The 22,513-nt window shown below is 41.3% G+C and carries 14 protein-coding genes; 6 read left to right on the top strand and 8 right to left on the bottom strand.

Annotation, left to right across the window (positions count from 1 at the left end; translation table 11 throughout):
- Positions 1-10: 10 nt before the first annotated feature.
- Entirely contained in the window at positions 11-955 is a 945-nt protein-coding gene (locus tag Q0895_RS04095; RefSeq protein ID WP_299185708.1) for a metallophosphoesterase, read from the bottom strand.
- A gap of 64 nt (positions 956-1,019) precedes the next feature.
- The gene (locus tag Q0895_RS04090) at positions 1,020-1,628 is read right to left on the bottom strand and encodes a rhomboid family intramembrane serine protease (RefSeq protein WP_299185707.1); all 609 of its coding nucleotides are present in this window, start codon (positions 1,626-1,628) and stop codon (positions 1,020-1,022) included.
- Between the two features lie 661 nt (positions 1,629-2,289).
- On the opposite strand from Q0895_RS04090, the gene Q0895_RS04085 reads away from it, so the two are divergent.
- Together Q0895_RS04085 and Q0895_RS04080 are read left to right on the top strand one after the other, a co-directional pair.
- Positions 2,290-3,999, top strand: coding sequence for a hypothetical protein (locus Q0895_RS04085; RefSeq protein ID WP_299185706.1), 1,710 nt, complete (start codon positions 2,290-2,292; stop codon positions 3,997-3,999).
- A 395-nt stretch (positions 4,000-4,394) separates the two neighbouring features.
- A complete protein-coding gene (locus tag Q0895_RS04080) occupies positions 4,395-6,083 on the top strand; it encodes an OmpA family protein (protein WP_299185704.1) in 1,689 nt (562 codons plus the stop codon).
- 104 nt (positions 6,084-6,187) lie between these two features.
- Here Q0895_RS04080 and nagZ read toward each other — a convergent pair whose 3' ends face one another.
- On the bottom strand, positions 6,188-7,273 hold the full coding sequence (nagZ, locus tag Q0895_RS04075) for a beta-N-acetylhexosaminidase (protein WP_299185702.1): 1,086 nt from the start codon (positions 7,271-7,273) through the stop codon (positions 6,188-6,190).
- A gap of 489 nt (positions 7,274-7,762) precedes the next feature.
- On the opposite strand from nagZ, the gene Q0895_RS04070 reads away from it, so the two are divergent.
- Positions 7,763-9,991 carry a carboxy terminal-processing peptidase gene (locus tag Q0895_RS04070; protein ID WP_299185787.1) on the top strand — a complete coding sequence of 743 codons (2,229 nt, stop codon included), beginning with the start codon at positions 7,763-7,765 and terminating at the stop codon, positions 9,989-9,991.
- A 512-nt stretch (positions 9,992-10,503) separates the two neighbouring features.
- Here the strand turns inward: Q0895_RS04070 and Q0895_RS04065 are convergent.
- A complete protein-coding gene (locus tag Q0895_RS04065; RefSeq protein ID WP_299185701.1) occupies positions 10,504-10,989 on the bottom strand; it encodes a peptidylprolyl isomerase in 486 nt (161 codons plus the stop codon).
- Positions 10,990-11,450: 461 nt separating this feature from the next.
- Here Q0895_RS04065 and Q0895_RS04060 point away from each other — a divergent pair, with 461 nt between their 5' ends.
- Positions 11,451-13,454 (top strand): PDZ domain-containing protein, encoded by a 2,004-nt coding sequence (locus tag Q0895_RS04060; protein ID WP_299185700.1) that lies wholly within the window; start codon positions 11,451-11,453, stop codon positions 13,452-13,454.
- A 158-nt stretch (positions 13,455-13,612) separates the two neighbouring features.
- Here the strand turns inward: Q0895_RS04060 and Q0895_RS04055 are convergent, their stop codons facing one another.
- Both Q0895_RS04055 and Q0895_RS04050 read right to left on the bottom strand, forming a co-directional pair.
- Positions 13,613-14,422 (bottom strand): DUF305 domain-containing protein, encoded by an 810-nt coding sequence (locus Q0895_RS04055; protein ID WP_058368079.1) that lies wholly within the window; start codon positions 14,420-14,422, stop codon positions 13,613-13,615.
- Positions 14,423-14,590: 168 nt separating this feature from the next.
- A complete protein-coding gene (locus tag Q0895_RS04050) occupies positions 14,591-15,205 on the bottom strand; it encodes a pseudouridine synthase (protein ID WP_299185698.1) in 615 nt (204 codons plus the stop codon).
- A gap of 386 nt (positions 15,206-15,591) precedes the next feature.
- Here Q0895_RS04050 and icd point away from each other — a divergent pair, with 386 nt between their 5' ends.
- Positions 15,592-16,851 carry an NADP-dependent isocitrate dehydrogenase gene (gene icd / locus Q0895_RS04045; RefSeq protein ID WP_299185696.1) on the top strand — a complete coding sequence of 420 codons (1,260 nt, stop codon included), beginning with the start codon at positions 15,592-15,594 and terminating at the stop codon, positions 16,849-16,851.
- A gap of 219 nt (positions 16,852-17,070) precedes the next feature.
- On the opposite strand, the gene Q0895_RS04040 is transcribed toward icd, so the two are convergent.
- Positions 17,071-17,604 (bottom strand): potassium channel family protein, encoded by a 534-nt coding sequence (locus Q0895_RS04040; protein ID WP_299185695.1) that lies wholly within the window; start codon positions 17,602-17,604, stop codon positions 17,071-17,073.
- 210 nt (positions 17,605-17,814) lie between these two features.
- A complete protein-coding gene (locus Q0895_RS04035) occupies positions 17,815-20,034 on the bottom strand; it encodes an NADP-dependent isocitrate dehydrogenase (protein ID WP_299185693.1) in 2,220 nt (739 codons plus the stop codon).
- A gap of 771 nt (positions 20,035-20,805) precedes the next feature.
- On the opposite strand from Q0895_RS04035, the gene Q0895_RS04030 reads away from it, so the two are divergent.
- Positions 20,806-22,128, top strand: a complete 1,323-nt coding sequence (locus tag Q0895_RS04030) for a GNAT family N-acetyltransferase (protein ID WP_299185691.1) — start codon at positions 20,806-20,808, stop codon at positions 22,126-22,128.
- Positions 22,129-22,513: the final 385 nt, after the last annotated feature.

The following is a 22,513-nucleotide window of genomic DNA, read 5'->3' as shown; positions in this document are numbered from 1 at the left end:
TGAATATGGTTCAATGAGGGCGATATTGCACAAAGTTGGCAGACTGTAGAGGTAGCGGTTGAGTGGTATCGAGCTGATAACAAGTCAGATAACCACTATCAATCGCTGCTGAATAATCAGTACAAACGACCTGCGAGCTGAGCGGTTCAGGCTCACCTGCCAGCCAATAATGTCCGACAAACACTGGCTTATGGGTCTTTATAGCAAAGTCAATATTCTCAGCCAAAGCGTCAACTGGAATCTGTGCCAGTGCTGACGTGGGTGCGCGAGCAATCTCATGAAGCGTACGCGATCTTAACTTGTCGAGCCACCAACGTACCCGCACACGTGAGCGTTTAGTGCCTTCTTTGTCAATCATAACAATGCCATCCGGTAATGGCGTCTCCACACCTTTTAGCACACGCTCTAAAGCATCGAATAGTGGGGTGTGTTCTTTTGAAGTTACTGCAAGTGCATGAGGAGTTAGGCAGTTATCGGCTGTAAGTAAGGGTTTAAGCAGCGCCATACTGTCCACGTCCCAGCAAGCATGAACAAAGCAGGCATAATCAGTCTCAATCCATAAAGGAATTTCATAAAAGCGCTGTAGCCAATAATGGTGTAGCTCTGAGTCAAAGGGGACTTCAGCCAAGAATGCTTCGTGTTGACGCGTATGGACTTCATCATGAGAGCGCAAGTAGCGTTCAGGGTTGTCGGGATCACGCGTTGCAAATGCGATTGCATTATATTCATGATTACCCATGACGATATCAGCGACGCCAGCATCTAACATAGCAAAAGCAATCTCAAGGGTCGCTACTTGCTGAGGGCCGCGGTCAATTAAGTCACCAATAAAAAGCGCACGATGACCATCTGGCGGCACAAAGTATTGTCCATTATGGACATAACCTAATTGCTCAAGCAGCCCTATTAGTTTGTCAGCATAACCGTGAATATCACCAATAACATCTATAATCATAAGTCGTTATCAAAACCTAAAAGTAAATGAAATTAAGAGTAAATTGAACCATATACTAGATAAGCTAAAAACTAGGAGAAAGTAAAGCATTAATAAAATGTGACAATACTCGTGGCTCAAGAATGATGGTCGCTACTACACCGAATGCACCGCCCCACATATGAGCCATATGATTGATATTAGAGCCACCACGTTTGTCAGCATAGATACTATAGGCCACATAAGCAACAGCGAACAGTATCGCAGGGATCGGCACAATAGCAAACAGATAAATGGTCTCCCACGGCGCTAACAGAATAAAGGCAAACAATACCGCTGATACGCCGCCTGATGCACCTAAGCTTAAATAACTGGCATTTCCCTTATTTTGCAGATAGCTTGGTATCATCGCAATAATAATGGCCAATAAATAAAAAGCCACAAACCCATATCCACCTAAAAATGGCTGATAAAGCCCTTCTATAGCGCGACCAAAAAAATACAAAGTAAACATATTAAACAGTAAATGCATACTATCAGCATGGATAAAGCCATGACTGACAAAGCGATACCATTGACCGTTACTTACCGCTGGTGGGTAAAATATTAATCGATTAAACAGCGTTTTATTTTGCCACGCTAATAAACTTACGATGACTGTGACTATAATAATAAGTGTCGTGTGATTAAACAAAGAGTAATCCTTAGGTCAAGCCTGATAAACAAAGACGTTGCAAGCTTAGTTGCTACAGCTCAAGGTGTTTTTAGAGATTAGCATACGTCAGAAATTACGTTTTGGTATGATAAATTAAATGCATACCATAAGTATCCATCGTAGAGACAGTGACCAATGGAGCAGATTATAGAGTTAAAATACAGTCATAGGTTGATTGGATTTACATACGTATACAAATTATACTGAATAAGCGATTAAATTAACGTACTAAAATCATATCTTTTACAGTTTTTGCAAAACGGCTTTGGATTTATCTGTCGGCTTTTCACTATTGATTTTAAAATAGCTTTTGTTTAAAAGCATAATAGCGACAGAGTTATTCAATGAAATAAAGATATTTGGCTTTTGTATAAACACACAACTAAAAAGATGATTACTTAATTAACCAATAGTACAGATTATAGTTATATTTATAAAATCCTCGTCTATTTCCTCTACTATAGTCAGTTCAAAATTAAATCGTTATGTTAATAGTCGCAGGCAACTAAGATAAGTATTTTTTGCGCGCAACTATTACTGAGGCTACGGCTACTGAGATGACATCACTTTCATCTTAGTCGTACGTCACCGGTTTTGACGTAAATCCCCTCTATATTATCTCGCTCCAAAGGCAATATTTATGACTATCATTGATCAGCTTGACCAAACGGTAACGACGGCGGTTTTATGTGATAATAATAACGTGGCGCATGTCAGTTTACTTGAACAGTTTTATGCCATTTTTATTGCGCGTTTAGCTCAGCCAGATGTGTATACGCAGTTGTTACATACTGAGCAAGACATATCAGTACCAGCAACTTTGAGCTCTGAAGTTTCAAGCGTCACGATGTTTGAGCAGCTATGGCAAAAGGCAAGCCTGCGTCAATGGTTAATTGATGAGTTGGCGACGAGCCATCATGTTGATACACAGACCACAGAAAAGCTATTAATCAATGCTACATCGCTGATCTATCAAGAGCTAAATATTTTAGCTAATGGTCAGTTTTTACCTGCTTTTTTACAGGCGCAGCAACTGTCGATAAGGTCTTATTTGCCAGTATGGGCAGAGAAAGTCATAGGGCCAAAAGAAGCAGTCAACGACGCTATAAAATTAAATAAAAACACGCTTATCGATGCTGATAACGCTAGTGATGTAACTGATGACGTTGTTAAGTCTAACGCTACTAGTGCGCCACCAACGATAGCCAAACCAACAATAGATATAAGCAATATACCTCATAGTTCATCAGATGATAGTGCTCCCAATAATACAACCACATTAGATAATCAAACCCTTTTAGTCGATATGGCAGATACTATTTATGCCAATCCATCAGAATATCGTGACCCAGACACTACTAAGAGCCGTTTAAAAGGCCGCACTCGTAATCCAAAAGATAACCTGTTAGTAAAGGTCTTGTTATTCATTGGTACACTAACCGCAATCGGGCTAGCATGGGTATTAATCATTAAGCCTAATTACCTAACACCTGCACCTGTAGAGCCAGTTGTTACTCCATCTGCAGCGGTTGAGCCAACAAGTGAGCCGGCCGTAGAGACGTTATCACCCGTAGAGCTACTGCTTGCGTTAGATGACAGTGGGAATATATATAACTGTACAGCGACTGTAGGGGATACAGCGTTACAAAAGGCACTGAAGCAAACGTTGAATGTCAGCTTTGGAGAACAAGCAAGTACTTGTGAGCTGGAAGTAAAATCAGGCGTTGCTAAACGTTTGTCTAATATCGATATAGAAGCGCTTCCTCGTGTATTTATGCTACTACGCTCAGTTCCTTTTGCACGATTACAATTACAAAATGCCACCCTTAGTGTGGAGGCGCCTGATGGCATACTGCTCCAACGCTTGCTGACTGATATACGGACCATAATACCGACAGCAACGATCATTAGTGCTGCGCCCTTATCATCAACGAATAGCGACGAAATAGTCGTTAATAACGATGATGATATAAGCATAATGAATAATCGTGACAATCAGTTTGTCAATGAAAATATGCCCCTAGACAATACTTATGACGATACCTATCTTAGAAACAATGTTCCTAAAAATAATATTCCTGAAAACAGTGACCTTCAAAATAACGACATGAGTTTCAATCAGAATGCTCAGCAATCAAGTGACGTTACCGATAATACAATAGAAGCAATACCCTATAATAGCAATGCTAATAGGGACGTTAATAGCCAGCCTAATAATAATCGTTCGTTTACTACTTCAGCCGGCTCTATATCAGCAGCAGAGGTTGATGATTTGGCTAGTACTACTATCGTCGCCGAAAAGCTACGTAATGAGAGACCAGTTGATAAAGATCTCATTCAAGACAAGTAAATATGTGAGAGACGATTAAAATATATTTTACTGATTGACTTGAGAGGCTATAAGACTGCTAATAATTGTTTTTAATACTATTTTTATCTTTGTGTTATTAAACTGTACGGTATTAGCGATATGGTTACGCGCCACAACTCAAAAATTACCTAATGTATCATTTCCACAACAGCGCGTTTGTAGAGTTGGCTTGTACATTACCCCTATAATACTTGAAAGTTAAGTTCTATAAATGAACAATCAAATGAAGTTACTAAATTTTCAAAATTGATTGATATATAAAGCTGATTTTTTTATTTAGATTATTCATTTATATAAAAACTTATAAAAATTAGTTTCTGCATTTTGTTTGAACTAATCATATACAAAATAATAGTGATTGGAGGGAGTATATTATGGATATTATTGGTCATTTGACACGTACAGTTAGCCCAGCAGTATTAGGGGATGATCAGTCTCCAGCTAAAAAAAGTTTATTAGAACAGTTTTATGCGATTTTTGCAGCGCGTTTAGCAGATAAAGACACTTTTGGTCGTTTTGCTAATGAAAACATAGCCCGCGATGATCAAGGTTTTTATGATCGTGTATGGACTGATGGCTCACATCGTGACAGCATCTCCCGCGAGCTTGCTGACGCACATAACGTCGATGCAACTGCAGCGCGTGGTTTGGTCGCTATGGCAGCGCCACTTGCTTATCATGAAATCAAAAACTTAGCAGGTACGACGCCTGTACCTCAGTTCTTGAACGATAATTCTGCTGATTATCAGCATCATATTCCTGCTTGGGCCAGTGCGGTAGTTCCTGCGGGCATGATTGGTGCTGGTGCTGGCGCTGCTGGTACACGTATTTCAGATACTACCAGTATGGCGCCACTACAGCATAAAGAAGAAGAGTCGGGCAGTTTTATGAAAGCCTTACTACCTATTATAGGTTTAATTATCTTAGGTGCATTAGCTTGGGCATTATTAAGAGGTTGTCAAGACAACCCTGAACCTGTAGCAACTCCAGTCGTTACTGAAGAGCAAGCTGAAGATGAGGGTCAAGCGGTAGCCGCAGTAGCCGCTAGTACAGAACCTGCCTCTATCCGTATTGCTACTGGCGAGGCAAATACCTTGTATGCTTGCCGTATGAATGTTGGTGATGAGACGTTGCAAACCACCGTTATGAATGCTATGAGTAGCACTTTTGGTAACGAGGCTGATAAGTGCCGCGCGGATGTAGATGATAACTTTGCAACGGATATGCCAGCTGCAGCACAATTGGCTTCTATTTTGCCAATTATTAAAAGTGTGCCAAATGCTAGTATGATTATCAAAGGCGATGAGATCGTGGTCAACTCTGCCGATGCAGATGTACTTGATAAGCTTGTCTCTGACTTGCAAGCAGCTGCTCCAGCAATGACCGTAAAAGCTGAAGGCCCACTAGACCTACAAAGTGAGATTGATAATAGTTTGGTTGCAGCAGAGGCTGCTGTCGACAATCTTGGTGAAAACCCAGACCCTCGAGATGTTGCTCGTGCTTTGAGTATTCAGGTGATTAACTTTGAACTTGATAAAGCAGTTATTCCAGAGGTGAATAAACCTTTCCTTGACCGTGCTGCTAATATTATTCAAGAAGTACCTAACATCGAATTAGTAATTATTGGTCATACAGACAACCTAGCGTCAGATGCATACAATATGGAGTTGTCTCGTGATCGTGCTGAGTCAGTAAAAGAGTATCTAGTGTCTAAAGGTGTCGATGCTAGCAAGCTTACGACTAAAGGAATGGGTGAGAGTGATCCTATCGCTGATAATTCAACCGAGCAAGGACGATTCCGTAATCGTCGTATCGAGTTTTCTGTCAATGACGAAGCGACACAAAATAATACTGGCGCGAGCGGTGCAATTACCAACGACTCTATTGACCCAGATCTAAATCCTTTGGATAGCAACAATGATGATATGACGGTAGATGGTGATGATAACGGTGTAGACGCTACTATGCCAGACCCGGATTTGAACCCGTTAGATAACAATAACGATGATGTATTGCCAGATAGTGATGATCCTACTCAAGGTACAGCATTAGATCCACAATAAAAATTATTTCTAGCCCTTAATGTAAAAACCGCATCTTTTAGAGGTGCGGTTTTTTATTGTACAACGTACTATTATTAAAGATAAAAAATATTTACTTATCAAAACTATCTGTAGTCAGTTGGGTCTAGTACTTTATGCTCACTTTGGGGTAGCGCGACATTAGATTGAGCATTAAAGAATGTCTTTAGGACACTGTCCTTGGCTTGTTGCCAATATTCAAACTGCTTACAAGTAGATTCGATATCTCCTTGCCATGATGGCACTTGACCGCGCATGGTTTTAATACGGTTTTGATTAGGATAGGGCAGCTCTTGTGCCGTTTTAGCTGCTTCATGAGCGGCAATACGATCGTTGCATACTAGAGCAATATCACAACCTGCCTTAATAGCTGCACGCACACGATCACTAATGTCGCCAGCCGCTTGCGCGCCCGCCATACATAGATCATCAGAAAATAAAACACCGTCGAATTTGAGCTTGTCGCGGATGATGTCTTGTAACCAAACCTTAGAAAAGCCTGCAGGCTTATCATCTACTTGCGAAAATATCACATGTGCTGGCATCAATGCGTCAAGCCATGGTAGTGTCTGAGCAAAAGGCTGCATATCACTTGCTAGTATTTCATCAAGGCTGCGGTCATCAATGGCTTCTGCTACGTGAGAGTCAGGAGCGATAGCGCCGTGACCGGGGAAGTGTTTGCCTGTGGTTGCCATACCGGCGGCTCTCATGCCGCGCATAAACTGCGTGGCTAGAGCGACAATCACTTGCGGATCTTTATGAAAACTACGATCACCAATTACTTGACTCACCCCATCTCTATCAAGTACTGGCGCAAAACTGAGATCGATACCCACTGCCAATACCTCAGCGGCCATCAAATAACCACAGTCATAAGCACAGCTTAGCGCTTGAGTTGAATGATGATCAAACAACTCGCCAAGCTTACCCATAGCAGGTAGCGGTGTAAACCCATTGCGTAATCGTGCAACGCGCCCACCTTCTTGATCGACGCCGATGAGAATATCAGGATTATGATAGCGAATATCGTCACATAGCGCGCGTACCTGCGCTGCATCTACGACATTACGAGCAAACAAAATTACGCCTCCAACTTGAGCTTGTTCGAGCAAACTGACGTCTTCGTTTGTCAATGTGGTGCTATCAATATCGATCATTAAGACACCATACATGGCAAAATCCTTAGAGTGCTGTGCACTTATATTGTTAAATTCGATTAGTGACTGATTACTGTTTTTATGGTTAGTTTAATTATGACATTATTGGAATAATATGAGTAAAAACTGTCTTTTTCTACTAATATATCCTCCCCATTATCGATCGTAAGACCTATTTTGATTCGGCAGAAATAGGTATTAGTACATTTATCGTAGCTACCGTTTAAGTATAAAGTTATGACCACAATATAAATACGTAATTGACATTGGTTAGATAACTAACATAAACATGATAGCACGTACAATAAAGATGATAGAAAGTTTGGTATGTATAGGCGTAGCGTGTAAGATTGTTTATACAGTTTGAGACAGTTGTAAACCAATGACCATGCTAATATCGAATATAACGTATTCTCTATTAACAAGCTCATTTAAGATACATTGATAAGACAATTTAAGACCCATTTTAGGTATTTTATCACTTAAAACAACTAGGTACATATGATGAAAAAACAACCAGCACAGTGGTTACTCAGCGTGGCGTCAGTTGGCGTGGCTGGGCTTATTTTGACACAAAGCTATGGTACAGCAGTAGCAGATACCGGCACTGAAGGTTTCGTCCAAACTCCTGAGCAAAAAATTACAACCAGGCAAGTCGCGGCACTGTTAGACCGCAGTCATTATTTAAACCAACCACTTGATAGTGAAATGGGTAGTGAAATTTTGTCTATGTATATAGACAGCCTTGATCCAAACCATACGTTGTTTTTGCAATCTGATGTTGATGAATTCAAAAAGAAATATGCAAGCGAATTTGGTAATCGTCTCAAACGTGGTGATCTATCTGCTGGTGTCGATATTTTTGAGCGCTATCGCAAACGCTCAAATGAGTACTTCGATATGGCCACAAGAATGCTAAAAACAGATCTTGATTTGACAAGCGATGAGACTATTATTCTCGACCGCGAAAAACTTGGTCATTTTAAGACCAAAAAAGCCCAGCGTGATTATTGGGCGCGTCAGTTAAAGTTTCAGTTAATAAGCATCACTTTGGGTAAAGAAAGTGAAAAAGGTAAAGAGAAGATATTTTTAGACAACCCTGATATCACTCGTGGTCAAGATTTAGTACGTGATGATCAGCGTACGCCAAGTGAGATTTTATTAAACCGTTTGTCACGTCAACAGGGACAGATGTCACGTTTAAAAGACGATGAGATAATGGAGACAGTACTAAATACTGCCATGCTCACTTATGATCCACACAGTAATTATTATGCGCCTATTCAGGCGACTGAGTTACAGATTCAGTCAAGCTTACAGTTAGAAGGGATCGGGGTCTCTATTCGTCCAGATCGAAAAAACCCAGACTATACACGTATCGTCACTTTAGTCGATGGTGGACCTGCAGCCAAAACTGGTCAAATCAAACCCAACGATCTCATTATTGGTATCGCTGAAGATGGCAAAACCATGACTGATGTGGTCGGCTGGTCAACGCGCGAGATTGTCGGTTTGATTCGCGGTAAACGTGGCACTTCAGTGACTCTAAAAGTGCGTCAGCCCAATACACCAGAAGCGAGCGCCCGTACTATTACTGTCGTACGCGACATTATCGAGCAAGAAGAGTCAGGGGTCACGCACCGCGTCGTAGAGGTACAACGGCCCAATATTGATGAGACACCAAAACGCATCGGTGTGCTTGAGATACCAAGCTTTTATTTGAACTATCGTGCGCGTCGCAATGGCGAGGATTATCGTAGCGTCAGTGTCGATACCGAAAAGGCAATCAAAGCCTTAAATAAGGAAAACATCGATGGCCTAGTGGTTGATCTACGTAATAACCCAGGTGGCTCTTTGGATGAAGTGGCAAAGATGCTAGGGCTATTTATTAAAAGTGGGCCACTGGTACAAATACGTGATAACCGTGGCAATGTTCAAGTGTATCGCGATGATGATGGTGGCAAGCAGTTATATGATGGTAAGTTAGTGGTGCTCACAAACCTAGCTTCAGCTTCTGCTAGTGAGATTTTTGCGGCAGCGATTCAGGATTATGGACGAGGATTAGTGGTTGGTAGCACAACGACAGGTAAAGGCTCTGCACAGATTCAGCTGGACAATCTAGCGCTGGGTTCTGCAACATTAACTCAGCGTAAGTTTTATCGCATTACAGGGGGTAGTACACAAAATAAAGGGGTTGTACCTGATGTAGAGCTGGTAAATATATATGATGATGCTACCTTTGGTGAGCGCGCACAGAAAAAAGCGCTGCCATGGGATACTATTAAGACGGCTGCATACAAACCTGAGGGCAAATTTACCTCAGATACGCTAGCCACACTGAACCAGCAATCTAAAATACGTCAACAGCAAAATCCACAGTTCGTTTATTTATCTACCCTAAACGACATTCGTGATATGGATGACGAGAAAAAGCCTATCAATTTAGATATAAACAGTCGCCGAGCGAAGATGGAGCTGATTGAGGAGCGCTCGTTGCAAGCTGAAAACAAACGCCTAATAGCGACTGGTAAGAGTCCGTACGCCAATTGGGATACTTATCAAGCAGCCATGGATGCAAAATTTGAAGAGCGCAGCAAAATGAAAGCTGATGAGCGTCCGCAGCTACCAGAGGATGAAGCCTTTATCAATGAGGCTGCCTACTTGATGCTCAGTGCGGACTCGAAAGCGACACTTAGTCCTAAGGAGAAGTTGCAAACAACGATGGAACCTTAAATACTTTGTATAGGGTGTTGTAAGCATATGCTTACATGTAATGTCGTTTCAACCTCTTACTAAGCAAAGAGCAATCTGCGATTATAGTCCCACTGCACAGTTTGACGATACTATGTTTGATACTAGGGATTGGTATTTATAGGTTGTTTATAAATTGTTTCAGGGATGGACTGCTCATCATGGATGATAAGGCTGGATGCCTGTCAGTTGTACTATATCTTGGGATTGGGTATAGCATAACATTAACAAGGATGGTTGGTAATAAAAACCGTATAGCGCTTGTCGTTATGCGGTTTTATTATGTTTGGAAGTAAATAGTTTAGTTGTTATGGCATCTTCTTAATTATGACGTTTAAAATCACTAAGTCTATCGCTCTCTTTTTATCGTGAAGCTATCATACAAATTTAGCCCATAAAAAAACCAGTAGACATCGCTACTGGTTTTTTTATGGGCTAAAAGACAAGTAACGCTCGTCACTCATCTTTAAATATTTTAGCTAATTTGCAACAAATTAGTGCTCAACGCCACCTGCGCCATGTACATGGCCGTGGTTTAACTCATCTTCTGTGGCTGCACGTACTTCTTGAATTTCTACATCAAAAGTCAGACGCTTACCAGCTAGTGGATGGTTGGCATCAACAGTTACTTCGTTGTCGTTTACTTCAGTAACAGTAACTAGCATGACTTGACCACCGGCTTCTGACTGGAACTGCATACCAGGTTGGATATCGTCGACACCTTGGAAGTTTTCACGTGGTACGTGCTGTACCGCTTGCTCTTGGTATTCGCCGTAGCCATCAGCAGGCTCAACAACTGCATTGACTTTTTCGCCCGCAGATTTACCTTCTAGCTGCTGCTCAAGACCTGGAATAATGTTGCTATGGCCATGCAAATAAGCAAGTGGTTGACCTTCTGGTGACTGGTCAAGAATGTTGCCTTCGTCGTCTTTTAGAGTGTAATTGAATTTGACGGCAGTGTCTTTTGCGATAGTAGTCATAAGTTATCCTAAATATATCTATGTAAAAAATTAAATGCGGTTGTAATAAACCTAAAAAAGCCAATCAGTAAGCCAAAAGCCAAATCATTAGTCAATTATCATCAGTTTATTTCAATTTATAAAAGTAACTTTAGCAGTTAGCATCTTTAATTGAGATGGTAATAATAACTTTCAAGGCAAAAAACATAAAAAATGCCAATATTAGTGAAATTAATTCAAATTTCATTATATAGGTTATTTATAGGCAGTTTAAAAGCGAGCCCATATAGTCAAATTAATGCGTTACCGGCACAAACCTGCCTCGCTTACTATATGCTTTGCCAGTTAGAGGCATTAAAAAGCTTATCACCGTAACTTTGTATTTATTTTAGAGGATATCGACTATATTACTCGTTGTTTATTGGTTGCGTTTTGGACTTGAGGCTTCTACCATAAGTTAAACACTATAATAAGTATTTAATATGACAACACTATCCGTATCCAAAGACAGCTCATCAAGTCATGAGTCTGCACCGAAACTTATCGCTGATATTAGTTATCAGCTCGATTTTGACCGCTTTTTTGAGCATTTAGTCGATGTTACTCTGAACTTTACGGCAGATACGGCATCGCCGCGCTTATGGCTGCCCGCATGGATACCAGGCAGTTATTTGATGCGTGAGTTTGCTCGCAACATTACGGCAGTTTATTACCGAATAGAGAGTGAAGAGGGTAAAGAACATAGTGATGACAGCTCTTTTAAACAACGCGCTCAAAAGATTGATAAAAATACGTGGCAACTGCCACAGGTTGAAGCTGGGCAGCTACTAAGCGTCCATTATGAAGTTTATTGTTACGACTTATCAGTGCGCACTGCCTATGTCGATCAGCAGCGTTTGTACGGAAATTTTACGTCGCTTGCCTTAGCTGTAGAAGGGCAAGAGAAAAAACCGGTACAAGTAAGCCTTATCGTACCAGCCACATTTTTGGCAGAGCAGAATCTGGCGACTAATGATGATGGTGATATTACATTGGCATGCGGTCTTGAGGCCACGCATCTATCTGTTGATTCGCAGGACGGTCATGGTAAGCATAGCTATAGTTTACAAGCAGACAGTTACTATGAGCTGATAGATCATCCTTTTGAGATTGCCGCCCAAACGTCATTTAATTTTATCGTTCAAGACAAGATGCAACAAGCATTGAGTCATCGATTTTTTATCTCTGGCAAACACAATGCCAACATGGGACGCTTGCAGCAAGATGTGACCCAGATTTGTCAGGCGTATGTCAGTTGGCTGGGTGATGCGCCATTCGACGACTATACCTTTATGACTTATGCCAGTGGTCAAGATTATGGCGGTCTTGAGCATATCAACTCTACCAGCCTGATCACCCCGCGCCGCGATTTACCAAGCATTGATGAGCCTAAGATACCAAGTAGCGACTATCAGCGCTTCTTGGGTCTATGTAGTCATGAGTACTTTCATTCGTGGTGGGTCAAGACTGTACGTCCAGATGTCATGCTAGACGTAGATCTGCGTAAGGAAGCGTTTACGCCACTACTTTGGGTGTTTGAAGGCTTTACCTCTTATATTGATGATTTTATGCTGCAAGCCTCAGGCGTGATTGATAAAGCCAGTTATCTAAAACTGTTGGCTGAACAAATTAATAGATATTACCAAACCGATGGTCGCACTCATCAAAGTGTCGCAGAATCCAGTTTTGATGCATGGATTAAGCTTTATCGTAGCGATGAGAACACTGGCAACGCAGGGATCAGTTATTATAATAAAGGGGCATTGGTCGCTCTTTGCTTAGACTTGACGCTACAGCAAAAAAGCGCTGGTCGCTATCGCCTATTCGATGTGGTAAAAGCCTTTTATACGCAAGCAAAGCAAAACGACAACAAGCGTATTGGTATCAGTAGTGCTGATATAGGTACAGTGATCAGTCAGTTTATGCCGATAGCCGATTGGGAAGACTTTGAGCAACGTTATGTCAATGGGGTGGAGGAGCTACCCCTTGAGCGCTTACTGACGAAAAACGGTATTACCATTCATGAAGATGTCAAAGAGACGGCTGATAAAAAGATACCTTGGGGCATACGTTGCACCGAGACACCAGCAGGTCTTAAAGTCAATCGAGTAAAACGCGGTAGCGTAGCAGCAAAAGCTGGGATATCGGCTCATGACGTTATTATCGCTATTGATGGTATTAAGGCTGATAATAAACAACTAACCGCCTTAAGTAATGCTCAGCACAAGATTACTTGCTATTTATTCCGCCGTGATGAGTTAGTATGTGTCAGCGTATTGCCTAGCGTAGCCATGCAAGCGCAAGATACAGTAGAAAAAGCGTTTCCACATAAGGTAAATTTGCGTTTGGCGAAAACAGAGAGCTCCCAAGAGCAGGACGATGCGAGTCAGCAGGCCGTTCTGGCTTGGCAAGCGTGGCTTGATGGCATGAAGCGTTATCAAAAATAAGCCTATCAATATCATCAAGAACAAGCCTATCAATATCGTAGCGTTTAGATAATAACTATCAACCATGTAGCACTATAAAAACCCCTTGCTAAGCGGTTATTCTTAACACGGGGTTTATATGAGAATATATAAAAGTCTAGTCGTAGTGCTGGCGACGGCTATTGATTAAGCTCATTATTATCGATCTCTTGTAGAGCAATCCAATCTTGCATAAGCTCAATCTCGCGCTGCTGTGTATCAATGATTTGCTGTGCAAGCTTACGCATCTCTGTATCCTTACCATACTCCATCTGAACCATCGCCATATCTACTGCACCTATATGGTGTGGCAGCATACCGCGAGCGAACGCCATATCAGGCACTGGGTCTGCGATGCCAAGTGTCATCTCATCATGCATAGTAACCATACCTTCAGCGTATGCACGCTGCATAGCTTGAGTATCAGGCTTTGGTTTAGCAGCATCGGGATGACTAGCAAGCCACTTGTTTAGGATATCAATCTCGATTTGCTGCGAGTCGATAATTTCTTGTGCAAGCTTACGCATAGTTTCATCGGTGCCGTATTTGAGCTGAGTTTTTGCCATATCTAATGCACCGCGATGATGCCCAAGCATACCCTTAGCGAAAGCGGTATCTGGATCATTGTAATTCATACCGATCATCATCTCATCGTGCATTCTAGTCATCGATTTGGTGTAATCTTTGAGCACGTCGCTTACTTGTCTATCATCAGCGCTTATCGCTGTATTTGGCATATCATGGTCTGTATGCGAATCAAGCGCTTCATCTACCTCAGACGCCTGTGTATTGGTTGAGGGCGCTATTACCTCTTCTATGGTCGTCGTCTCATCGTTTTGGAGGGCTGTGCTTTCTGGGCTTTCGGTGACCGGCTGGCAAGCATTAAGAAAAAGTAGCGCTGCAACACTAATAGCTAGAGCAGAAAGAGGGTAACGATAACAAGCGGCCATAATATGTCCTTAACATAAATAAGCCAATCAATAGTCAAATAGAATAATAAATTGACAAACTAGATGGCTAAAACACAACAAATAATGAATATTAGCAGGTTAATCTTGCTAATTCGAGACGCTAACGTTTCAAATATCATCACCAAATTTGCTTTAATCTTTATTGAGTTACTTCATGATACCCAACTGCTGACAACGCTCTTTATTTAAGTGAATACGTACAAACTCACCAACACCCAAATCGCCCAATTCAAACCCAGCAACTGACCATCTGATTAAGCGCAGGCAAGGCAAACCGACATGTGCTGTCATACGACGTACTTGCCGATTTTTTCCTTCGTAGATGGTTAGCATCAGCCACGAGTCTGGCACGCTTTTACGTTCACGTATGGGCGGGTTACGCGGCCAAAGAGGCATCGGTAACTCATCTTCGTTTAGGTATTTGACGCTAGCAGGCAGCGTCTTACCGTCTTTTAAAACTACACCCTTTTCAAGTTGACGTAGTTGCTCAGGGGCTGGGTTACCCTCAACCTGTACTAGGTAAGTCTTGCCTTGTTTATGCCCTTTATTGGCCTTTGGTGGATGCGTGATGGCTTTGTTTATCCGTCCATCACTTGTCAAAATAAGTAACCCTTCTGACGTTGCATCCAAACGTCCAGCCACTCTCAAAGACTTATCAGTGAAAAATTCAGATAAAGTAGTATGGTCATTGTTACTATCGTCACGAAACTGACTTTGTACCCCGTAAGGTTTGTTAAATAAAATAAGGCTTGATGTCGACATAGGGTAAATACATCCAAACAAAAGAAGAAGTTAATAGGTTTGCTAACATAAAAAAGAGAAGTTGAATCACATATCATCGTCTGACATTTTGAAACCAAATCATCTGACAATAGATGTTAAAGTAGGCACTAGCATCTACTCATGCTGACCAAGAATAGTGATCGCTCATAAATATCCAAGCCAATAAGCATCTAACCATCTAACATTGTCAGATATAACAACAGCATTATTGAGTAGATAGTGTACTAAATAAACATCATGCTAAATAACCGCAATTATAAAACCATGATGGAATAAAGGTTTTTGTAGTACTGGTAATTGAAGTATCTATAGCAGAGCGCTAAGTATGCCTGCGAACCATAACATATAATCAAGGAGTTTTATTTATGTCTTATAGAAAGGTTATCGTACCAAGAGACGGTGAAAAAGTGACCGTCAATGCTGACTTATCGTTAAATGTTCCTAATAATCCCATTATTCCATTCGTTGAAGGTGATGGTATCGGTATAGATATCACACCTGTCATGATAAAAGTGGTCAATGCTGCTGTAGATAAAGCTTATCATGGCAAAAAATCAATCATCTGGATGGAGGCCTACCTTGGTGAAAAAGCTGCCAAAATTTATGAAGGTGACTACCTACCAAGCGAGACACTAGAGATATTAAAGGACTATGTTATCAGCATCAAAGGGCCGCTGACCACACCAGTTGGTGGCGGCTTTCGTTCACTAAATGTCGCAGTGCGTCAAGAGCTCGACTTGTATGTTTGTCAGCGTCCAGTACGTTGGTTTGAAGGTGTACCAAGCCCAGTCCAACATCCTGAACTGACCAATATGGTCATCTTCCGTGAAAACTCAGAAGACATCTACGCTGGTATCGAATGGAAAGCAGGCAGCGAGGATGCTAAAAAGGTCATCGATTTTTTACAAAATGAGATGGGTGTCGATAAAATACGCTTCCCCGAAAACTGCGGTATCGGTATAAAACCCGTATCAAAAGAAGGCACGCAGCGCCTAGTGCGCAAAGCCATCCAGCATGCTATCGATAATGACTTGCCAAATGTAACCTTAGTGCATAAAGGCAATATTATGAAGTTTACTGAAGGTGCATTTAAAGAATGGGGCTATGAGTTAGCTGCAGAGCGTTTTGGTGCTGAGTTGTTAGATGGTGGTCCTTGGATGACGATGCAGAACCCTAAAACAGGTAACGAGATTATCATTAAAGACGTCATCGCTGATGCGTTTTTGCAGCAGATACTAATGCGTCCTGCCGACTACTCTGTGGTTGCGACCCTAAACTTAAATGGGGACTACATCTCAGATGCATTGGCTGCAGAAGTTGGTGGTATTGGTATCGCACCAGGCGCGAACAAAGGTGGCGCTGTCTCTGTTTATGAGGCTACTCATGGTACGGCACCTAAGTATGCTGGTCAAAATACGGTAAATCCAGGATCGTTGATACTGTCTGCTGAGATGATGTTACGTGATATGGGCTGGGTTGAAGCAGCAGACCTGATTATTGAAGGTATAAAAGGCGCGATTGCGAATAAGACAGTGACTTATGATTTTGAGCGCTTGATGCCAAAGGCTACCTTACTTAGTACCTCGGAGTTCGGTACAGCAGTCATCAAGCATATGGATGTTTAATAAACTAATTAAGAAAAATGCTACAGACGCATAATCGACATTAAGCGAAAAAAACTATCTGCTCAATGTCGACCATGTATCTGTAATGCTTAGTAAAGAAGATAAACCTTAAAAGAAGAGCGTTTCTAAGTTGCATAATCCCTATTTTTGTACTTCTTACAGGCTTTAAAAGCTCAATTTGTCATAATATGGCTCTGCTTATCTACACTTCGATTTTAGTTAGCTGTCATTTGCCCCACGATGTTTACCGCTACCCTTCGCTGTCCATTGAACAACTGACATACTGGTTGAGGCCATTAAACCTAGTACTAAATAGCCGATCAATGCATGTAGGCTTGCTAATACTCGGGCGATTCCTTGCGGCCGAAAGTCACCATAGCCTGTAGAAGTAAAAGTAATGATCGAATAATAACAACACGCCCAAAAATCTTGCGTAATTGGATTACCATCGAGAGTGGTATCCATAATGCCAACCTCATAGTAAATTGCCGAAAATATGAGCAAAAATAAAAACACGTTAAGAGAGGTCATCCCAAGCTCTTTCCACAAGTTGCCATCATTTCCATAAATGCGCTGTAAAGTGCTAAACAGCGACCACATAAAAACCCCGCAAAACGGGAAGGCAAGACCAATGGTAAATATATCTCGCCAAATGTTGTCAGGTAAAAAGCGAGTTAGTGAGTACCATAGACCACCGACGAGGACAAAAATAAAAAGAATACCTCTAGCTGTTGTTATTTTTTTTGACATCATAGCGTTTTATCCACGTGTTCAATATGAAACTTATCAATAGTTTAAGAGAAGTTTTAACATTAATGGTTGTGTGGCAATGCGAAAAGGATTCTTTTGTAAAGTACGTTGTTATAGATCATCTATCTTGAATACTTTATACCCGTAAAAACACCCCAATGGTTAATCAACCATTGGGGTGCCTTGATTTAAAGCTCAGTTATGCAAGTAAAACTATAGTGAGGCTATAGTCTCATTGAACGTTTTACTTGGACGCATTGCTTGCTTAGCCAGCTCTTCGTCAGCAAAGTAGTAGCCATCGATATCTACAGATTTACCTTGAGCTTCATTAAACTCTTTAACGATAGTTTCTTCTTGGCTCTCAAGACTTTGAGCAAGTTTAGAGAATTTCTCTTTTAGCTCGCTGTCTTGTTCTTGTGCCGCAAGCTCTTCAGCCCAGTACATAGCCAGATAGAAGTGACTACCACGGTTATCTAACTCACCTGTTTTGCGTGATGGTGATTTGTCATTCAATAGCAGTTTTTCTGTCGCTTTATCAAGCGTATCTGCCAATACCTGTGCTTTAGCATTGTCATCGTTTTTGGCCAAATGCTCCAAAGATTCAGTCAAGGCTAAGAACTCACCCAAAGAATCCCAACGTAGATGGTTTTCTTCTACCAGCTGCTCGACATGCTTAGGTGCTGAACCACCTGCACCAGTTTCAAACAAACCGCCACCTTTCATTAAAGGTACAACTGAGAGCATTTTTGCGCTCGTACCCAATTCTAAGATAGGGAATAAGTCCGTGAGATAATCACGTAAGATATTACCAGTCGCAGAAATGGTATCAAGACCGCGAGCCACACGCTCTAGGGTATAGCGCATCGCACGAACTTGTGACATGATCTCAATGTGGAGACCATCAGTGTCATGATCTTTTAGGTAGGTTTTAACCTTTTTGATTAACTCATTTTCATGTGGACGATATGGGTCTAACCAAAAGATAACAGGTGTATTTGATTCACGTGCGCGGCGTACAGCAAGTTTTACCCAATCTTGGATCGGTAAATCTTTGGTTTGACACATGCGCCAGATATCACCCTTTTTGACGTCTTTTTCGAGCAATACTTCATCGGTGTCAACATCGACAATACGTGCCATACCGGTATCGCTAGATTCAAAAGTCTTATCATGCGAGCCATATTCTTCGGCTTTTTGTGCCATAAGACCTACGTTAGGCACAGTACCCATCGTAGTTGGATCAAAGTTGCCATGCCATTTGCAGAAATTAATCATTTCTTGATAAATACGGGCGAACGTAGACTCAGGCATAACGGCTTTACAGTCATATAATTTGCCATCGGCGCCCCACATTTTACCGCCATTACGAATCATAGCAGGCATAGAAGCATCTACGATAATGTCGCTTGGAGAATGGAAGTTGGTAATACCTTTTGCAGAGTCGACCATAGCCAGACGCGGGCGATGCTCTTGACAAGCATGTAGATCTTGCTCAATCTCTTCACGCTTTGATGCTGGTAATACTGAGATTTTGTCGTATAGATCAGCCATGCCGTTGTTGACGTTGATGCCTAACTCATCAAAACAAGCGCCATGTTTTTCGAACGCTTCTTTATAGTAGATTCTAACCGCATGACCAAAGACGATAGGGTGCGACACCTTCATCATGGTCGCTTTTACATGCAAGGAAAACAAAATACCTGCTTCGCGGCAGTCTTCCATCTCACGCTCATAAAATTCTAGCAAAGCGTCTTTACTCATAACCATCAAATCGATGACTTCTTTGTCTTGTAACGCAATCTCAGGCTTTAAGACCTTTTTGGTGCCATCATCGAGCAACAACTCCATACGGACGGTACGAGCTTTATCCAATGTTATAGACTGCTCACCATCATAAAAGTCACCGCCATGCATGTGTGATACGTGCGTGCTTGACCATTGCTTCCATTCACCCATAGAGTGTGGATGTTTGCGAGCATAGTTTTTGACGGCCTTTGGTGCACGGCGATCTGAGTTACCTTCACGTAATACAGGGTTTACCGCACTACCTAGCACTTTACCAAAACGCTTACGCAGCTCTTTTTCTTCATCAGTCTGTGGATCTTCTGGAAAATCAGGTATCGCATAACCTTTGCCTTGTAGCTCTTTAATCACAGCTTTGAGCTGTTGCACAGAAGCACTGATGTTAGGTAGTTTGATGATATTGGTGTCAGGTTCTTGCGTTAGACGACCAAGCTCAGCTAGATTGTCAGGAACGCGTTGTTCTTCATTTAAGTATTCAGGAAATTCAGCCAAGACTCGGGCGGCAACAGAGATATCACTGGTCTCAACAGCAATCCCTGCCGTCTGCGTAAAGGCTTCAACAATAGGTAAGAACGACAGAGTCGCCAGCGCTGGGGCTTCATCAGTTTTTGTATAAATAATTTTTGACATTTTAGTAAAGTAATCCTTTAGTCGGTAGTTAATAATAAGGCTCAAATATGATTATTAATGTCAAATCATACTAAGCGATAACGAACTATATGGCTATATCAAGTACATCATGCAGACCCAAAATTTGAGCCTGCTTCAAAATTTCTACTAATAACGTTCATCTACATTCGATAAAACAACATTTAAAAAGGTCGCTCTTAAGGAACCATTTCTAAACCATTTTTAAAAAGTTACTTTTTGCTTTCATTTAAATCATCTAATGATAGTTATCCAAAAGTAACTGATTGAGCGCATATTATAGCTAATCCACTACAAATTCGCTCAATGTCAATCTCATATAATGAACTAAGTGTACTGTTTTTGCTCATATCCTATGTATCTAAATTATATTAATCTAATAACAGCTTTATTCTACCAGTCATCGACACTGATATCATCTTTTCCATGCAATTATCATTTTTTTGCTGCTGTTATTTGGTTGCAGCTCCTTTATTATAATTTATAAAACTGATCAATAGCGTAAAAACCTGTGCTAGTGGGCTAATAGGACCATGGCCAAACGTTCAATGCGCCCTAATACGAGTATAAACATATAATATAACAAGTAACGTCATCTGCATCGTTGTAGATGACTTTTTTGTGCTTAACAAACAGATATATCAAAGATTTTAAACGTTATTGCTCACTTCAACCGTGTCTTTTGCAAATTGTGACAGCAAAAAAATTGACGTTTGATACGCTAAACCATAAAGAAAAAACAGTGTGAGAATTATGAATTTACAGTATGCACTACTTAAGGATACAAGCTGGCAGAGTCAAGTCAATTGGCAGTTGCCTGATACGCCTTTTATGTCATTTGCTTTTTGGCAAGCACTAATAGATACACAAGCGATTGGCGAGCGTGCAGGATGGCTGCCCATATTTGTCTTGGTTTATCGTACAGAGAGTATGGGTCACGAAGCGACAAATGACACCAACATAGAACCAGTAGATATCTCCCAAGCAGTCGCTGTCATGCCAGTATTTGTAAAAGACCACCATCGCGGTGAGTTTGTATTCGATCATGCGTGGGCGCAGGCTTATGCGCGCTATGGGCTTGATTATTATCCGCGTTTGGTGACAAGCTCTCCTTATACCCCAATTACGGGACAGCGCTTATGGTTGGCGGCTGGTGAAACGCTTGATGCCGATATCGTAAAAACAGCGATGGCAGGAGTAGATAATATTGCTCAGCAAGTAGGAGCATCAAGCTGGCATGGATTGTTTGTAACACCTACATTGGCTAAGCTGGCAACGTCACTGATGCCTGCGAATAACGTGAGTGATCCGGCACAAATAACTCATACGGACATAGAAGCTCTCACTGCAAACAATCCTATCCTTGAGCGCCAAGGTTGTCAGTTCCTATGGCAAAATATAGACTTAAAAGGCCATCAGCCTTTTACAGACTTCGATGCGTTTTTAATGACATTGACGGCCAAAAAACGTAAAAATATTCGTGCTGAGCGTAGAAAAGTCACTGCCCAAGGGATTCGTTGCGTTCGTAAATGCGGAGATGAGATTACTGAGGCGGATTGGAAGACGTTTTATCATTGCTACGTGATGACCTATGCGGTTCGCGGACAGCAACCATACTTAAAAGAAGCGTTCTTTATGGCATTGGCAAAAGAGATGCCTGAGCACTTATTTTTAGCGCAAGCTTATAATGAGAATGACGAGATTATTGCCAGTAGCTTGTTTTTATACGACACACCTCATAGCAAAAACGCGACTTTATATGGTCGTTATTGGGGCGCGCTTGGAGAGTATGACAGCTTGCATTTTGAGCTATGTTATTACCAAGGTATTGAGTTTGCCATTGAACAAGGTTTGACATATTTTGATCCCGGTACTCAAGGCGAGCACAAATTAATACGCGGCTTTGTTCCAACCAAAACACATTCGTTGCACCGTATTTATGATCCACGTTTTGTACCAGCGATTGCAGACTTTTGCGCAAAAGATCGACTACATATGGCACACTATCGCCAGCAAGCACACGATGCATTACCGTTCAATACTGATAATATGCCAGAGTTTACTGATCTTGATTAATAGAGTGATTATAAAGGTTTGAGAGTTGTGATTGCTAAGGTCAAGAATTACTAATCAATGAGGTTCTTTGTCGTTATTTTGGTCGAGCAAAGCTAAAGACAGCCTTTTCAGATATACATCACTATCTATAAAGTATTTAGTCGTTTTTAGCGCATGCCAAAATTTGGTAAAACACTTATTTTATTGGCTATTTATTTGTGTTATAAAACCATTTGATTTGCCCAGCTTAAGGTAGGGCTTTTTTGCGCTCATAACGTAAAGTTTCATGTTACACTTGGTTATAGCGATATCCTGAATGCAGGAGCACATCAAAACTATTGCTGATACCGAGATGCCGCCTCTAGGCTTCTTATCTCTACCAACTCCTTTCTAACAATAGTCAATA

The sequence above is a fragment of the uncultured Psychrobacter sp. genome (assembly GCF_947495825.1).
Classification (GTDB): domain Bacteria; phylum Pseudomonadota; class Gammaproteobacteria; order Pseudomonadales; family Moraxellaceae; genus Psychrobacter.
This window is presented reverse-complemented; position numbering and strand designations above follow the sequence as displayed.

Bases quoted from the DNA above. Each gene is read 5' to 3' on its own strand.
- Q0895_RS04095 (WP_299185708.1), bottom strand. From the start codon at position 955: ATGATTATAGATGTTATTGGTGATATTCACGGTTATGCTGACAAACTA.
- Q0895_RS04085 (WP_299185706.1), top strand. From the start codon at position 2,290: ATGACTATCATTGATCAGCTTGACCAAACGGTAACGACGGCGGTTTTA.
- Q0895_RS04080 (WP_299185704.1), top strand. From the start codon at position 4,395: ATGGATATTATTGGTCATTTGACACGTACAGTTAGCCCAGCAGTATTA.
- nagZ (WP_299185702.1), bottom strand. From the start codon at position 7,273: ATGTATGGTGTCTTAATGATCGATATTGATAGCACCACATTGACAAAC.
- Q0895_RS04070 (WP_299185787.1), top strand. From the start codon at position 7,763: ATGAAAAAACAACCAGCACAGTGGTTACTCAGCGTGGCGTCAGTTGGC.
- Q0895_RS04065 (WP_299185701.1), bottom strand. From the start codon at position 10,989: ATGACTACTATCGCAAAAGACACTGCCGTCAAATTCAATTACACTCTA.
- Q0895_RS04060 (WP_299185700.1), top strand. From the start codon at position 11,451: ATGACAACACTATCCGTATCCAAAGACAGCTCATCAAGTCATGAGTCT.
- Q0895_RS04055 (WP_058368079.1), bottom strand. From the start codon at position 14,422: ATGGCCGCTTGTTATCGTTACCCTCTTTCTGCTCTAGCTATTAGTGTT.
- Q0895_RS04050 (WP_299185698.1), bottom strand. From the start codon at position 15,205: ATGTCGACATCAAGCCTTATTTTATTTAACAAACCTTACGGGGTACAA.
- icd (WP_299185696.1), top strand. From the start codon at position 15,592: ATGTCTTATAGAAAGGTTATCGTACCAAGAGACGGTGAAAAAGTGACC.
- Q0895_RS04040 (WP_299185695.1), bottom strand. From the start codon at position 17,604: ATGATGTCAAAAAAAATAACAACAGCTAGAGGTATTCTTTTTATTTTT.
- Q0895_RS04035 (WP_299185693.1), bottom strand. From the start codon at position 20,034: ATGTCAAAAATTATTTATACAAAAACTGATGAAGCCCCAGCGCTGGCG.
- Q0895_RS04030 (WP_299185691.1), top strand. From the start codon at position 20,806: ATGAATTTACAGTATGCACTACTTAAGGATACAAGCTGGCAGAGTCAA.